This is a genomic window from Anaerobacillus alkalilacustris, assembly GCF_001866005.1.
GTDB lineage: Bacteria > Bacillota > Bacilli > Bacillales > Anaerobacillaceae > Anaerobacillus > Anaerobacillus alkalilacustris.
Genome location: NZ_MLQR01000025.1, coordinates 15,765 through 31,024 on the forward strand (window position 1 = coordinate 15,765; position 15,260 = coordinate 31,024).

At 35.1% G+C, this 15,260-nt stretch carries 11 protein-coding genes and 1 riboswitch; of the genes, 10 read left to right on the top strand and 1 reads right to left on the bottom strand.

Annotated elements, in window-relative coordinates; translation table 11 throughout:
- Positions 1 to 124: 124 nt before the first annotated feature.
- From nirB to BKP37_RS09430, 5 genes are all read left to right on the top strand, one after another.
- Positions 125 to 2,482 carry a nitrite reductase large subunit NirB gene (gene nirB, locus BKP37_RS09410; RefSeq protein WP_245712488.1) on the top strand — a complete coding sequence of 786 codons (2,358 nt, stop codon included), beginning with the start codon at positions 125 to 127 and terminating at the stop codon, positions 2,480 to 2,482.
- A 15-nt stretch (positions 2,483 to 2,497) separates the two neighbouring features.
- Positions 2,498 to 4,633 carry an assimilatory nitrate reductase catalytic subunit NasC gene (gene nasC / locus BKP37_RS09415; RefSeq protein ID WP_071309361.1) on the top strand — a complete coding sequence of 712 codons (2,136 nt, stop codon included), beginning with the start codon at positions 2,498 to 2,500 and terminating at the stop codon, positions 4,631 to 4,633.
- A gap of 141 nt (positions 4,634 to 4,774) precedes the next feature.
- A complete protein-coding gene (trxA, locus tag BKP37_RS09420; protein WP_071309362.1) occupies positions 4,775 to 5,089 on the top strand; it encodes a thioredoxin in 315 nt (104 codons plus the stop codon).
- Positions 5,090 to 5,297: 208 nt separating this feature from the next.
- Positions 5,298 to 7,067: an excinuclease ABC subunit UvrC gene (uvrC, locus tag BKP37_RS09425; protein WP_071309363.1), complete on the top strand. Its 1,770-nt coding sequence runs from the start codon at positions 5,298 to 5,300 to the stop codon at positions 7,065 to 7,067.
- Positions 7,068 to 7,167: 100 nt separating this feature from the next.
- Positions 7,168 to 7,356, top strand: a riboswitch (Lysine riboswitch).
- A 173-nt stretch (positions 7,357 to 7,529) separates the two neighbouring features.
- Positions 7,530 to 8,762, top strand: a complete 1,233-nt coding sequence (locus tag BKP37_RS09430) for an aspartate kinase (protein WP_071309364.1) — start codon at positions 7,530 to 7,532, stop codon at positions 8,760 to 8,762.
- 98 nt (positions 8,763 to 8,860) lie between these two features.
- On the opposite strand, the gene BKP37_RS09435 is transcribed toward BKP37_RS09430, so the two are convergent.
- Positions 8,861 to 9,313 (bottom strand): YslB family protein, encoded by a 453-nt coding sequence (locus BKP37_RS09435; protein WP_071309365.1) that lies wholly within the window; start codon positions 9,311 to 9,313, stop codon positions 8,861 to 8,863.
- A 128-nt stretch (positions 9,314 to 9,441) separates the two neighbouring features.
- Between BKP37_RS09435 and BKP37_RS09440 the strand changes: the two genes are divergently transcribed.
- The 5 genes from BKP37_RS09440 (at position 9,442) to BKP37_RS09460 (ending at position 14,735) form a co-directional block, all read left to right on the top strand.
- Positions 9,442 to 10,791, top strand: a complete 1,350-nt coding sequence (locus BKP37_RS09440; protein ID WP_071309366.1) for a TrkH family potassium uptake protein — start codon at positions 9,442 to 9,444, stop codon at positions 10,789 to 10,791.
- Positions 10,792 to 11,148: 357 nt separating this feature from the next.
- Entirely contained in the window at positions 11,149 to 11,757 is a 609-nt protein-coding gene (locus BKP37_RS09445; protein WP_071309367.1) for a succinate dehydrogenase cytochrome b558 subunit, read from the top strand.
- A gap of 24 nt (positions 11,758 to 11,781) precedes the next feature.
- Positions 11,782 to 13,551 carry a succinate dehydrogenase flavoprotein subunit gene (sdhA, locus tag BKP37_RS09450; protein ID WP_071309368.1) on the top strand — a complete coding sequence of 590 codons (1,770 nt, stop codon included), beginning with the start codon at positions 11,782 to 11,784 and terminating at the stop codon, positions 13,549 to 13,551.
- The gene (gene sdhB, locus BKP37_RS09455) at positions 13,548 to 14,309 is read left to right on the top strand and encodes a succinate dehydrogenase iron-sulfur subunit (RefSeq protein ID WP_071309369.1); all 762 of its coding nucleotides are present in this window, start codon (positions 13,548 to 13,550) and stop codon (positions 14,307 to 14,309) included. The genes sdhA and sdhB overlap by 4 nt, the downstream gene beginning before the upstream one ends.
- Before the next feature lie 201 nt (positions 14,310 to 14,510).
- Entirely contained in the window at positions 14,511 to 14,735 is a 225-nt protein-coding gene (locus BKP37_RS09460) for a helix-turn-helix domain-containing protein (RefSeq protein WP_071309370.1), read from the top strand.
- The last annotated feature ends 525 nt before the right edge of the window (positions 14,736 to 15,260 follow it).

Below are 15,260 nucleotides of genomic sequence, written 5' to 3' on the forward strand. Positions count from 1 at the left end.
TCTATGTTTATTTTGTATGTGAGTAAATGTGACGTAATTTATTTTTTTTAACTCACTTTATGAAAGAATAAATAAATAGTAGCAATTAGCTACAACATTATGATTTTGTTAGGAGATTATCTTGATGAGAAAAAAATTATTAGTTGTAGGTAACGGTATGGCTGGTGTTCGTAGTGTTGAGGAAATAATTAAAAATAATTCTGACGCTTTTGATATTACCATTTTCGGAAAAGAATTACATGTTAACTATAATCGAATTTTGCTTTCGACAGTTCTTCAAGGCGATACAACCATTGAAGACATTATAATTAATGATCAAAATTGGTATGAAAAAAATAATATAGAATTATTTACAAATGAAACAGTTGTCAAAATAGATAAAGAGAAAAAAATGATTAAAACCGATCAAAATCGTGAAGTAGGTTATGATAAATTGATTTTAGCGACCGGGTCAAGTCCATTTATGCTTCCTATTCCTGGAGCTAAGAAGGAAGGGGTTATTCCTTTCCGTACGATTGAAGATTGCCAAAAAATGATTGAATATTCAAAACGATATAAAAAAGCGGTTGTGATTGGTGGGGGACTTCTAGGGTTAGAGGCGGCTAGAGGTTTACTAAATTTAGGAATGACCGTTCATGTCGTACATTTAGCTCCTTTTTTAATGGAAAGACAATTAGATGAAACGGCAGCGCATTTACTGCAAAAAGAATTAGAAAGTCAAGGTATGAATTTTTTACTAGAAAAAATGACTGAAGAAATTATTGGAGATCATCATGTGCAAGGGTTACGTTTTAAGGATGGAACAGAAATAGAAGCGGAGTTAGTTGTGATGGCTGTGGGAGTAACACCAAACATTCAGTTAGCAAAAGAGAGTGGCATAGAAACAAATAGAGCCATTATTGTAAATGATTTTTTACAAACAAATATACCAGATATTTATGCTGTAGGAGAATGTGTAGAGCATAGAGGAATGGTATATGGATTAGTCAAACCATTGTATGAACAAGGAAAAGTACTGGCTAAATCGGTATGCCAAAATGAAACTGAAGGTTACAAGGGCTCTGTACTTTCGACTCAATTAAAGATTTCTGGCGTTGACTTATTTTCTGTCGGTCAATTGAATGAAGATGATACGACGAAAACTATAAAAGTTTATGATGAACTTGAAGGTATTTATAAGAAAATTATTTTCAAAGGTAATAAGATGATTGGTGCAGTTATGTTCGGGGATACGAGTGATGGCTCACGAATTTTAGATATGATAATAAAGCAAAAAGATATAACTGATTTAGAGAATGTTCAAATGTTTCAACCACCCAATATGACAGAGACACAAGTCGAAGCTATGGATTCTAGCAATATTATCTGCCAATGTAATAGTGTTTCTAAAGGAAAAATTATTGAAGCTTGTCAAAAAAATGGTATAACAACTATTGACGAAGTGAAAAAGTGTACAAAAGCATCGGGATCGTGCGGAAGCTGTAAGCCATTAGTTCAAGATCTATTAAACTATATTCAAAGCCCTGATTTTGATGAAGTTATAGAAAAAATACCTTTTTGTGGGTGTACGTCGTTATCAGAAGATGAAGTTGTTCATCAAATTCAAGTTCAAAACCTAGTTTCTATTGAAGAAGTAGTGAAAGCACTTGATTGGAAATCCGAATCTGGCTGTTCAACCTGTCGTCCAGCTTTAAACTATTATTTAGCAATGATATATCCAACTTATGTAAAAAAACAAGATTCGCTTTTTCTTAACGAAAATATGAATGCTACATTACAAAGTGATGGGACTTTTTCAGTCATACCACAAATGTATGGTGGTGTAACAGATGCTAAAGAATTACGTAAAATTGCTGACGTAGTTGAGAAGTATAATATCCCGTCTGTTACACTGACAAGCGGTCAACGAATCAGTTTAAATGGAGTGAAAAAAGAATATTTGCGAGATATATGGTCTGATTTAGACATGAGATTGTGCTCCAGAAATGAACATACGGTTCAACCTGTTCGAACGTGTATGGGTGAAAATGTGTGTAAATGTGATAAAGAAGTAGCCATTGATCTGGCAATTCGTATAGAACGAAGTATGGAATTTATTCAAACACCTAACCGTGTGAATATGAGTATTTCAGGATGTATCCACAACGGAGCTGAAGCAACGACGAAAGATGTAGGAGTCGTACGTATTGATCGAGGTTGGGAAATTTATGTTGGTGGTAACAGTGGGCGGAATGTTAAGGCTGGAAATTTATTATGCGTTACAGAAAATGAGGAAGAAGTTATTAAGTTAATAAGTGCATTTATCCAATACTACCGTGAAACGGCAAATTATTTAGAAACAACTGGGGAATGGTTAGATCGGATTGGTCTAATCCATGTTCGTGAAGTGTTGTTTGATGAAGAACTTTGTATTGTATTACTAACCCGATTAGAAATGGAGACTTCTACACAAAGGAAATCACTAGCATTAAAAATGATTTAAAAGGAATGAGTAACTATGACCGAGATGTTATTAAAATACTTTCGAACCAACCAACAAAAATGGCAGGCCGAAAAAACATATGATACACAATGTCCTTATTGTAGTATGCAATGTAAGATGCAATTAATTGAACAATCTTCCTTTACAAATAAGAAATATAAAACAATCTCAAAAGATAATCCAACGTCACAAGGTCGTTTATGTATTAAAGGTTTAAATGCTCATCAACATGCGCTGCACAAAGAGCGCATTAAGTATCCTCTTTTCAAAAAAGATGGTGAATTTGTTCAAATTTCATGGGGAGAAGCTTTAGAACATATAAAAATAAATTTTACTCGTATTCAATCTGAATATGGCTTAAATGCATTATCTGTTTATGGCGGTGGCTCTTTAACTAATGAAGAAGCTTATTTACTAGGGAAGTTTGCACGTGTTTCATTAAAAACAAAATACATTGATTACAACGGGCGTTTTTGTATGGCAGCAGCAGCAACAGCTGCAAATCAAGCCTTTGGTATTGATCGAGGGTTAACTAATAGTTTGTCAGAGATCCCAAATTCAAGATGTATCATTATAGTAGGGTCAAATCTTGCAGAATGCCAGCCAACAATGACTCCTTATTTTCATAAAGCAAAGGAAAACGGAGCTTATATTATTGTCATTGATCCACGCGAAACAGAAACGACGAAAATGGCGGACCTACATCTAAAGCTAAAACCAGGTACAGACGCTGCGCTAGCCAATGGGCTATTAAAAGTAATCATTGAAGAAAATTATGTTGATGATCTTTTTGTTCAAGATAGAACGAATGGATTTCAAGAATTAGAAAAGTATCTAAATGCTGTTGACTTAAATGAGATTGAACAAATAACTGGCATAGAAATTGAGCATATTCAAAGAGCTGCTAGGAAATTTGGAGAAGAGGAATCAGGAATGATTTTTACTGCTCGAGGTGTAGAACAACAAACAGATGGGGTTATGGCTGTCAGAAATCTATTGAATATCCTTTTGGTAACAGGGAAGATTGGAAAACCTAGTTGTGGCTATGGTGCTATAACTGGACAAGGGAATGGCCAAGGCGGAAGAGAACATGGGCAAAAGGCTGATCAATTACCAGGGTATCGGTTGATTGACAATAAAGAGCATCGTAAATATATTTCCGATATATGGGGAATTAATGAAAAGGACTTACCGAAAAAAGGTGTTTCTGCTTATGAAATGATAGAAGAGATTCATAGGGGGGAAATTAAGGGGATGTTTTTGATGGGGTCCAACCCAGTTGTTTCCAACCCTAATGCGAATATCGTAAAAGAAGCTTTTCAAAAATTAAAGTTTTTGGTCGTTGTCGATATGTTCATTTCTGAAACTGCCAGATACGCTGATTTAATTTTACCTTCATCATCTTATTTAGAAGATGAAGGAACATTAACGAATTTAGAAGGGCGTGTCACGTTACGCGAAGCATCGAGGGCATGTCCAGGAGAAGTTAAGCATGACTGGCAAATTATTTGTGAAATTAGTCATATTCTTGGAAAAGGAAAATACTTTTCTTTTAAATCTGTAGAAGATATTTTTAATGAACTGAGAGTGGCAAGTCGTGGTGGAATAGCAGATTACTACGGTATTACGTACGACCGATTAAGAGAAGAGAATGGAATCCTATGGCCGTGTCCTACGATAAATCATCAAGGTTCGAAAAGGTTATTTGAGACATCATTTGCTCATTTAGATGAAAAGGCTGTGCTTATTCCTGTTTCAAATTATTCAACTGTGTCAAAAGAAAAAATAAGTGAAGAATATCCTCTGTATTTAACGACAGGAAGGGTATTGGCTCATTATTTAACAGGTGTACAAACTAGAAAAAGTTCGGTTTTAGCTGCAAGAAACTTTGAGTCTTTTATAGAAATTCACCCATCAACTGCAATGAAATACCGAATTCAAGATAACAGTTTGGTCCAAATTGAATCTAAAAAAGGGAGGATTGTAGTAAGAAGCAAATGGTCTAATCAAATTCGCCAAGACACAGTTTTTGTTCCTTTTCATTGGGCAGATTCGCAAAATGTTAACTGTTTGATATCTGATTCATTAGATCCAACCTGCAAAATACCAGGCTTTAAAATTAGTGCAGTTAAGATTTCTCCAATAGACTGAGTTCTTTAAGTTTGAGAGGTGTAGGGATAATTTCTTCGTTTAAGGGAAATTTCTTATTGTAAGCAATTTAGTAGCATGCACTAAATAAATAATGATATAATACGCATGAGTATAAAATGGTATTTAGGGAGGATTTTAACAATGGCTATTGTAAATGTTACTGACCAAACCTTTACTAGTGAAACAAGTGAAGGTGTAGTATTGGTTGATTTTTGGGCACCTTGGTGTGGTCCTTGTAAAATGATTGCTCCAGTTCTTGAAGAACTTGATGGAGAATTCAATGACAAAGTAAAGATTGCAAAAATTGATGTAGATGAAAATCAAGAAACTTCAAGTAAGTTTGGTGTAATGAGTATCCCTACATTATTAGTATTAAAAAATGGTGAAGTTGTAGATCAAGTAGTCGGCTTCCAACCAAAAGAAGCATTAGCTGAATTATTAAATAAACATTTATAAGCTTTTTTCTAATTACTTTGGGTTACTACCCCCATGAAAGCTTAATCAATGAAAAGTCTACTGTCCATTTAAGGATAGTGGACTTTTTCTATTCTAAATAATACCGTTTGTTCGACTTTTGATCCTATGCTATAGTTTATTGATAAAACACCAAAAACTTATCTTGTATCTTAAGAGTAATTTAAAGTAAAGAGTGGTGATTAAATAGATGGAAAAGTTTAAGGAGAAATTAGCGATCTTACCAGATCAGCCCGGCTGTTATTTGATGAAGGATTCAAAAGGTACGGTCATTTATGTTGGTAAAGCGAAAATATTAAAAAATAGGGTGAGATCCTACTTTTCGGGTTCTCATAACGGCAAAACCCAGCTTTTAGTCAGTGAAATTGATGACTTTGAATATATCATTACTTCCTCTAATCTTGAGGCATTAATTTTAGAATTAAATTTAATTAAAAAGTACGATCCCAAATACAATGTTATGTTAAGAGATGACAAAAGTTATCCTTATCTGAAAATTACTGCCGATGAACACCCTAGACTCATTACTACAAGAAAGGTAAAAAAGGATAAGGGGAAGTATTTTGGACCATATCCAAATGCAGGCTCTGCAAATGAGACAAAAAAACTACTAGATCGTCTTTATCCGTTACGAAAATGTACAACTATACCAGAACGGGTCTGTCTTTATTTTCATATTAATCAATGCTTGGGTCCATGTATTCAAGAAGTTAGTAGTATTACAAATAAAGAAATGGTAGAGGAAATAACGCGTTTTTTAAACGGCGGTCATTCGACGATAAAAAAAGAACTAATTGCGAAGATGGAAGCATCAGCTGAAAATCTTGAGTTTGAACGCGCAAAGGAATATCGTGATCAAATCCAACATATAGAAGCAGTTATGGAAAAACAAAAGATTACAATTACCGATGAAATTGATCGAGACGTATTTGGTTTTTACTACGATAAAGGCTGGATGTGTGTACAAGTTTTTTTTATTCGACAAGGTAAGTTAATCGAACGGGATGTATCTATTTTTCCAGTTCTCCAAGAACCAGACGAAGAGTTTCTAACGTTTTTAGGACAATTTTATAGTCAAAAGGAACATATAAAGCCAAAGGAAATCTTTCTTCCAAACTCAATAGATAAAGACCTTACAAGTGAATTTCTTCAAGTACGAACAGTTCATCCGCAACGTGGTCAGAAAAAGGAATTAGTAGAATTAGCGATACAAAACGCTACAGCTGCTTTAAAGGAAAAGTTTGATTTAATCGAAAGAGACGAAGCAAAAACAATTAAAGCTATCGAGAATTTAGGTGTTGCACTAAAAATCCCAACCCCAAAAGTTATTGAAGCTTTTGATAACTCGAACATTCAAGGCGTAGATCCAGTTTCGGCTATGGTTAGTTTTGTTAATGGGAAACCTAACAGGAAAGGTTATCGTAAGTATAAAGTTCGTACTGTTCAAGGGCCTGATGATTATGAATCTATGCGCGAAGTAATTCGAAGGCGATATCTAAGACAGTTAAAAGAAAACTTACCGTTACCTGACTTAATCGTTATAGATGGGGGAAAAGGGCAAATTTCTGCCGCGCAGAGTGTAGTTCAAGATGAATTAGGCCTTACAATACCAGTATGTGGCTTAGCTAAAGACGAAAAACACCGTACATCGCAATTATTAATGGGTGATCCGCCTGTGGTTGTACCGTTAAAGCGAGATAGTCAAGAATTCTATTTATTACAAAGAATTCAAGATGAAGTTCACCGCTTTGCAATTACTTTTCACCGACAAATTCGTAGTAAGAGTCTCTTTTCTTCTGTGTTAGATGAAATAGAAGGAGTTGGTGAAAAACGCAAACGACTCCTATTAAAACATTTCGGCTCTGTAAGAAAGATGAAAGAAGCTAGTTTAGAAGACTTCCGTCAAATTGGAATACCGGAAAAGGTAGCTCTAGGATTAATGGAAAAACTGAAAGAGTAGAGAAAGAAAAAGCAGTATGTAATTCTAACCTAGTATTTTACATTCTAATAGAATTCTGTTACAATATTTACTAATTGAATATCCAATACTTCAAAAATGAAGTGGTGGTAGAGGCGCAAAAACTATTAGTACGCTATAGGAGGACAGTGAGGTCCAGTGATTATAGCTGAAAGGGGAATTTGCCGAAGTATATTCAGTAACTCACTACTCTTATACTGGACCTACATTGAATAAATGTAGAGCTGTCACACAATCGATCCCAATGGTTGTGTGGAGAACTATCTCACGTGAAAGGGAACAATAATAGTTTCTATTTGTTTTGACTACATTTGTTAAAGCGTCAGTGAGGAGTCTTCCTTACTGATGCTTTTTGTTTTTTATCGTATGTAGAGCGGGATTTTCACGAATGAATTATAGGGATAGAATTTTTGGGAAACTAAAATTTGAAAGGGTGTAAGTCAAATGGCTTTAGTTGTTCAAAAGTTCGGTGGAACATCAGTTGGTAATATCGAACGAATTAAAAATGTAGCAAACAGAATTATTAATATGGTTGAAAACGGTGACCAAGTTGTGGTCGTTGTTTCCGCAATGGGAAAATCAACTGATGAGTTAGTAGCTTTAGCCAAAGGGGTTACTGAAAAACCAAGCAAGCGTGAAATGGATATGCTTCTTTCTACAGGCGAACAAGTGACTATATCGATTTTAGCAATGGCACTTCAAGAAAGAGGTTATGATACCGTATCGCTAACGGGGTGGCAAGCAGGAATAATAACGGAAGCTTGCCATAGTAATGCTCGAATTCTTAATTTTGAAAAAGAAAAAATAACGAATTATTTGACTACGGGAAAAATTGTTATTGTCGCAGGGTTTCAAGGGGTAACAGAAAGTGGAGAGATTACCACATTAGGAAGAGGAGGTTCCGATACGACAGCCGTAGCTTTAGCTGCAGGTTTAAAGGCGGACCGATGTGATATCTTTACAGATGTTACAGGTGTGTTTACAACTGACCCTAGAGTGGTGAAAGAGGCAAGAAAGTTAAGTTCAATTTCTTACGATGAAATGTTGGAATTAGCCAATTTAGGTGCTGGGGTTTTACACCCTCGTGCAGTTGAATTTGCAAAAAATTATCAAGTGAAGTTAACAGTTCGTTCTAGTATGGTTGAGGAAGAGGGAACAATGATAGAGGAGGAAGCGTCAGTGGAAGAAAATCTAGTTGTAAGAGGGTTAGCTTTTGAAAGTAATGTAACAAAAATTTCAGTATGTGGGATGCCTAATAATATTTCAGGGTTATCAAATATATTTACTACGCTAGCAGCAAACAATATTAACGTTGATATTATTATTCAAAATGTGATTGATAGTGAGAATACCAATATTTCCTTTTCAATTAACTCTGAAAAGTTCACCGAAACTCTTGAGGTTTTAGAAGAAAATCGCTCAGTTCTTTTATTTGAGGAAATCCAACACGAAACAGGGCTAGCAAAAGTTTCAATTGTTGGCTCTGGAATGATTTCAAACCCTGGGGTAGCCGGAATTATGTTTAAGTCTCTTTCTGATGTAGGAATTTTAATAAAGATGGTTAGTACGTCTGAGATTAAAGTTTCAACAGTTATTGATCAAAATGAAATGGTTAAGGCGGTAGAAACGCTACATAAAGAATTTAAGTTAGAAGAAATAAAAGTTCTTCAAAGATAAAGTAAAAAAAGACAAAAAAGAGTTTGACCAATTGATTATGGTTCAACTCTTTTTTACATGGTAGAAAATCATAAAGTTATTTTCTTTTTTTAGGTGGTTTAATATGTTGTAACACGGTCTTCTAGATCCCATTTAACATGAAAAACAACTTTTTTTAACTTTCCTATTTTAGAAATCTCGTTTGCTTCAGTAATAAATCCTTGCATGTATTGGATTTGTTCTGCTATAAAACCAGCTTCTAATGGGGCAGAAAACGATTTTTTTTGATCAAATAGATGTGAAGTTAATTCAAATATTGCTTCTGTCTTCTTTTCCTTCACTAATACTAGGTTGCCCCAACCCGCTTTATCAAAAAAAGCGATCAGTTCGTCAATTGAAGAAAGTGGATATTTTCTAGCTAATGATTTTCCTGCCCAATATAAAATGACATTATGGTCTTTTCCTAATAGGTCGGGAAGTACTTCCTCTCTTAAGAGTTCATATCCAAACAATGGTATTTGTAACCCTTCGGTGTGTTCAGGTAAATTTCTCTCTTTATGTTTAAAAATCATTTTTTTCCCCCACTTTTTTTGCAGTACATTTCAGTTATTATTATATCTCTTTTCCTTTAGATTGTACTATATAAACTTGTGCAAAATATGGTATACTAAACCCCGAGTTGATTCGGAGGTATGTAGTTATGAATTTTTCAAAGGGGAAATTTCTAACCCCATTTAGAATTATTATTATTTCATATATAATAGCAATGTTTTTATTTAGCTTGTTATTATATTTACCGATATCACACCTACCAGGTGTCTCAGTTACATATTCTGAAGCGTTGTTTACCTCAGTTAGTGCAGTTAGTGTGACGGGGCTAACAGTTGTTAATGTTTCAGAGACATTTAGTTATATAGGAATTATCTTTTTAGCCATTGCCATCCAGTTGGGTGGAATTGGTATTATGACGCTTGGGACGTTTGTGTGGATGTTATTTGGTAGGAAAATCATTTTGTCACAACGAATGCTGATTATGGTTGACCAAAATCAAAATACATTTTCTGGCTTAGTAAATTTAATGCGCGGCATTTTGTTTGTTGCGTTAATTATTGAGCTTATTGGAGCTTTAATATTAGGTACATATTTTTTAAATTACTTTGAAACGGTTGGAGAAGCATATTATCAAGGTGCTTTTGCATCTTTAAGTGCATTCACAAATGCAGGTTTTGACGTGACTGGAAAATCGTTAATTCCTTTTGCTAATGATTATTTTGTACAACTAATTGTTGTCTTATTGATTTTTGCTGGGGCAATTGGTTTTCCGGTATTAATGGAATTGAAGCAATACTTTTCTAAAGATCACCCGAATTTTAAATTTAGTTTATTTACAAAGATTACCACAACCACTTATTTCATTGTCTTTGTTTTTGGTTTTATATCAATTTGGTTGTTGGAAATGGGCCACTATTATGTGGGTCTTGAATGGCATCAACAACTATTTTATTCGTTATTTAATTCAGCTACAGCAAGAAGCGGTGGACTAGCAACAATGGATGTCTCACAACTTAGCTTAGCAACATTATTATTGTTGTCAGGTTTGATGATTATAGGTGCAAGTCCGTCGAGTGTGGGTGGTGGGATCCGTACGACAACTTTAGCAGTTATGTTTTTAACCATTCGTAGTTTTGCATTAGGAAAAACTGATGTCAAAGTATTTGGTCGGGAGATACATCAAGAAGATCGACAAAAATCATTCATAGTATTATCTGTTTTTATCGTTATGTTGTTTTTAGCGATTATTTTAATTGCAGCTTTTGAAAATAGTGGTGAAATAGCTTTGATGGCAATCATATTTGAAGCAAGTTCTGCTTTTGGAACTTGTGGATTATCTATGGGGATTACGCCAGATTTAACTTTGCCAAGTCAAATGATATTAATGGTCTTGATGTTTATTGGACGTGTAGGACTAATTGCTTTTCTTTTCTCCATTCGTAAAAAGGAAACGAAAAGTTATTATAAGTATCCTACCGAACGAATTATCATAGGGTAATAAATGGCTCATTGAAAGTATATACTTCAATGAGCCATTTGCATTATTTTTTTGCTTAATTAGTCTTAACTTGTATTCGCTTTCTTGACGCTGAATATATATAGACGTTACAATGAAATTGTCACAATATTTTCAAAAAAACAGTTGCAATCGAAATGTTTAATATAATAAATAAGGTATTCAATAACTGAGATTTGTACATAATTTTGAAGGTCTCTAAAGGTATTTTTATAGAAAAGTTAGATAAATAGAGGAAATCATTCAAATTTAATGAATAAATATTGGTAGTAGGACTTTACCAACATAGAATTAAACGATTAATAAACCTACTAAAAAAAATGGACAGGAGGAAAACGCATGGCTGGAAATCGAGAATTTTTTTATCGTAAGTTACATTCTTTATTAGGTGTTATACCAGTAGGGATTTTTTTAATTATTCATTTAATGGTTAATTATACTGCAGTCCACGGTGCTGAGAGTTACAATGCAGCAACTCATTTTATGGAGAATCTCCCATTCAGGTACTTATTAGAAATCTTTTTCATATTTTTACCTTTAATATTTCATGCTGTTTATGGTCTATTTATTGCTTTTCAAGCAAGGCATAACACAAATACTTATGGTTACTTTCGTAACTGGATGTTTAGATTACAACGTACCACTGGTGTAATTACAGTAATTTTTTTAGCTTGGCATGTTTGGGAAACAAGAGTTGCTGCTGCTTTAGGAGCGACTGTTGACTTTGATATGATGGCAAATATCGTTGCTAATCCGTTTATCTTAACGTTTTATATTGTAGGAATAGTGGCGGCAACGTTTCACTTTGCTAACGGACTATGGTCGTTTTTCGTCACATGGGGAATCACCATTACTCAAAGGTCACAGCAAATTTCAACCTATGTAACGCTTGGTGTTTTCTTGGCGTTAACGTTTGTTGGTATTCGTGCAATCTTAGCATTTATCTAGCCAAATATGGAGGAGTGATCTCATATGAGTAAAGGAAAAATTGTGATAGTTGGTGGTGGCCTAGCAGGATTAATGGCCGCAGTAAAATCGGCAGAAGCAGGAGTTAAAGTGGATTTATTTTCAGTAGTTCCCGTAAAACGTTCTCACTCTGTTTGTGCCCAAGGTGGTATAAACGGGGCTGTAAATACAAAAGGTGAGGGAGATTCACCATCAGAGCATTTTGATGATACTATTTATGGTGGTGATTTTTTAGCAAATCAACCACCAGTTAAGGCAATGTGTGAAGCTGCGCCTGGTATTATTCATTTATTTGACCGTATGGGTGTGATGTTTAACCGTACATCTGAAGGGTTACTAGATTTTCGTCGCTTTGGTGGTACTCAATATCATCGTACAGCTTTTGCTGGAGCCACTACAGGTCAGCAATTATTATATGCGATGGATGAGCAAGTGCGAAGGTTTGAAACAAAAGGTCTCGTTAATAAGTTTGAAGGCTGGGAATTTTTATCGGCAATAATTGATGATGAAGGTATATGTCGAGGAATTGTTGCTCAAAATCTAAATTCTTCAAAAATTGAATACTTCAAAGGTGATGCAGTAATTATTGCTACAGGTGGTCCAGGGATAGTATTCGGTAAATCAACTAATTCAATGATAAATACAGGTTTTGCAGCTGCTAAATTATATGAGCAAGGTGTATATTATGCGAATGGTGAGTTCATCCAAATTCATCCAACGGCTATTCCAGGAGACGATAAACTTCGCCTAATGAGTGAGTCAGCTCGCGGAGAAGGTGGACGTGTATGGACATATAAAGATGGAAAGCCTTGGTACTTTTTAGAAGAAAAATATCCTGCGTATGGAAACTTAGTACCTCGTGATATTGCTACACGAGAAATTTTTGATGTGTGCGTGAATCAGAAGTTAGGAATTAATGGAGAAAACATGGTCTATCTCGATCTTTCACATAAAGATCCTAAAGAATTGGATATTAAACTTGGTGGTATTATGGAAATCTATGAAAAATTCATGGGAGATGATCCTCGTAAAGTACCAATGAAAATTTTTCCTGGAGTTCATTACTCTATGGGAGGAATATGGGTAGATTATAATCAAATGACAAACATTCCTGGTTTATTTGCCGCCGGGGAAGTAGATTACTCACAACACGGTGCCAACCGTCTAGGAGCAAATTCGTTACTTTCTGCTATATTCGGTGGGATGGTAGCTGGCCCTAAAGCTGTTGAATATATAAATGGACTCGAAAAGTCTGTTGAAGATATTTCTACAACATTATATGACCGTTACTTAAAAGAGGAAGAAAGTAAATTCGAATCACTGTTAAAAATGGATGGGAAAGAAAATGCATTCCAACTACATCAAGAACTTGGTGCTAGTATGACGGAAAATGTGACGGTAGTCCGTGAAAATAAACGTCTTTTAAAAACGGATGAAAAGATATTAGAGCTAATTGAGCGTTATAAAAATATAAATATTTCAGATACAACAAAATGGAGTAATCAAGGTGTAGCATTTACACGTCAACTTGAAGGAATGTTACATTTAGCAAGAGTAATCACAATAGGTGCTTATAACCGTAATGAAAGTAGGGGGGCGCATTACAAGCCAGAATTTTCAGACCGTAATGATGAAGAATGGTTAAAGACAACAAAGGCAAAATTTAACGCTCAATTGAATGGTCCAGAGTTTGAATATGAAGAAGTAGATGTTTCATTAATCAAACCACGAAAACGTGACTACACCACTAAAAAGAAAGTGAGTGAAAAGGCATGAGTCAAAAAACCATTCGATTTATCATCACCAGACAAGTGGATCCTGAATCTACGCCTTTCAAAGAAGAATTTGTAATACCGTATCGTGAAAATATGAATGTCATCTCAGCTTTAATGGAAATGCGAAGAAATCCGATAAATGCATCCGGTAAGAAAACAACTCCTATCACGTGGGATATGAGTTGTTTAGAGGAAGTATGTGGGGCCTGTTCGATGACTATTAATGGGAAACCAAGGCAATCCTGCACTGCTCTTATTGATCAACTTGAGCAACCGATTCGGTTAGAACCGATGCGGACGTTTCCGGTCATTCGTGACTTATTAGTAGATCGCACGAAAATGTTTGAATCTTTAAAGAAAGTAAAGGCTTGGATTCCTATCGATGGGACATTTGATTTAGGGCCAGGTCCAAGAATGGCAGAAGGTAAACGTCAATGGGCATATGAATTGTCTAAGTGTATGACATGTGGAGTTTGTTTAGAGGCTTGTCCTAATGTTAATAGTAAATCTCCTTTTATTGGTCCGGCGCCATTGTCTCAGGTTCGTCTTTTTAACGCTCATCCAACAGGTGCAATGAATAAAGCGGAACGACTTGAAGCAATAATGGATGATGGTGGTTTAACAAATTGCGGAAATTCTCAAAACTGTGTTCAAGCATGTCCTAAAGGAATTCCTTTAACGACATCTATTGCGGCTCTAAACCGTGACACAACAATACAATCTTTTAAAAACTTCTTTGGTAGTGATAATAATTATTAGTAAAATGTGCCCCCTTTATCGCTAAGTTAATCTAAGAGTCAAAAAGTTAAAAATGGGCACGATATTTTTAAAAAAAAGGCGAAACTTCTTTCACATCTTCTCATAAATAAGTCACATGGGAACATCCCCTAACATAGGATATCGTAGCTAAATATTAAAATATCCTATTCAATGCAGCCCGTGCAAGAGAGGGTGAATTAATTGAAAGATCACGAATTCCGTCCTAAGCCACTACTCACAAAACGTGAAAAGGAAGTATTTGAATTACTAGTCCAAGACAAGACTACAAAGGAAATTGCACAGCAGCTATTCATAAGTGAAAAGACTGTTCGTAATCATATTTCGAACACAATGCAAAAGCTTGGAGTAAAGGGGCGCTCGCAAGCAGTCATTGAGTTAGTCCGGTTAGGTTATTTACAGATTTAATGGCTCCGGCTTTCTATTTTAGAAGGCCGGCTTTTTTAATGTATTAGAATTTATAAATTTCTAACTTAAAACTGTCTAGCTCAAGCAGCCTACGAGCTCGGTCACTTCAGTCAAGTTTCTGACTTCACTGACTGCCTGGATTGCTTCTTTGATGATGCTCCATGGTACTTTGCTTCGAGGAAGCCTACTTCGAAGCAAAGCTGTCAGACGCAGAAGCACGTAGGAAGCCAAAGAGCGGCTTCTGCCAAAGGCCTTCCAGTGCCTTTCTCCCGTGATCAAGGCGCTTGCGCTTTTTCTGTGAAAATAAAAAACTTGGGATTTATGCTATTGAGTTAAGATGCGGCTAAATCTTAAAGGTTTTTAAGTTGTTTTCTAAAAAAGGCAATAGGAAATAGAGGGTGTGTAATAAATTTTTTAAAAACACAACCTGATGATCTATGTTTTTCAGTTTTTGATAATTAACGACTCAATGCTGGTTCGGAATAGCTTTGGTTATTTAAAAATAAGGTGTAAATGATTCTTATA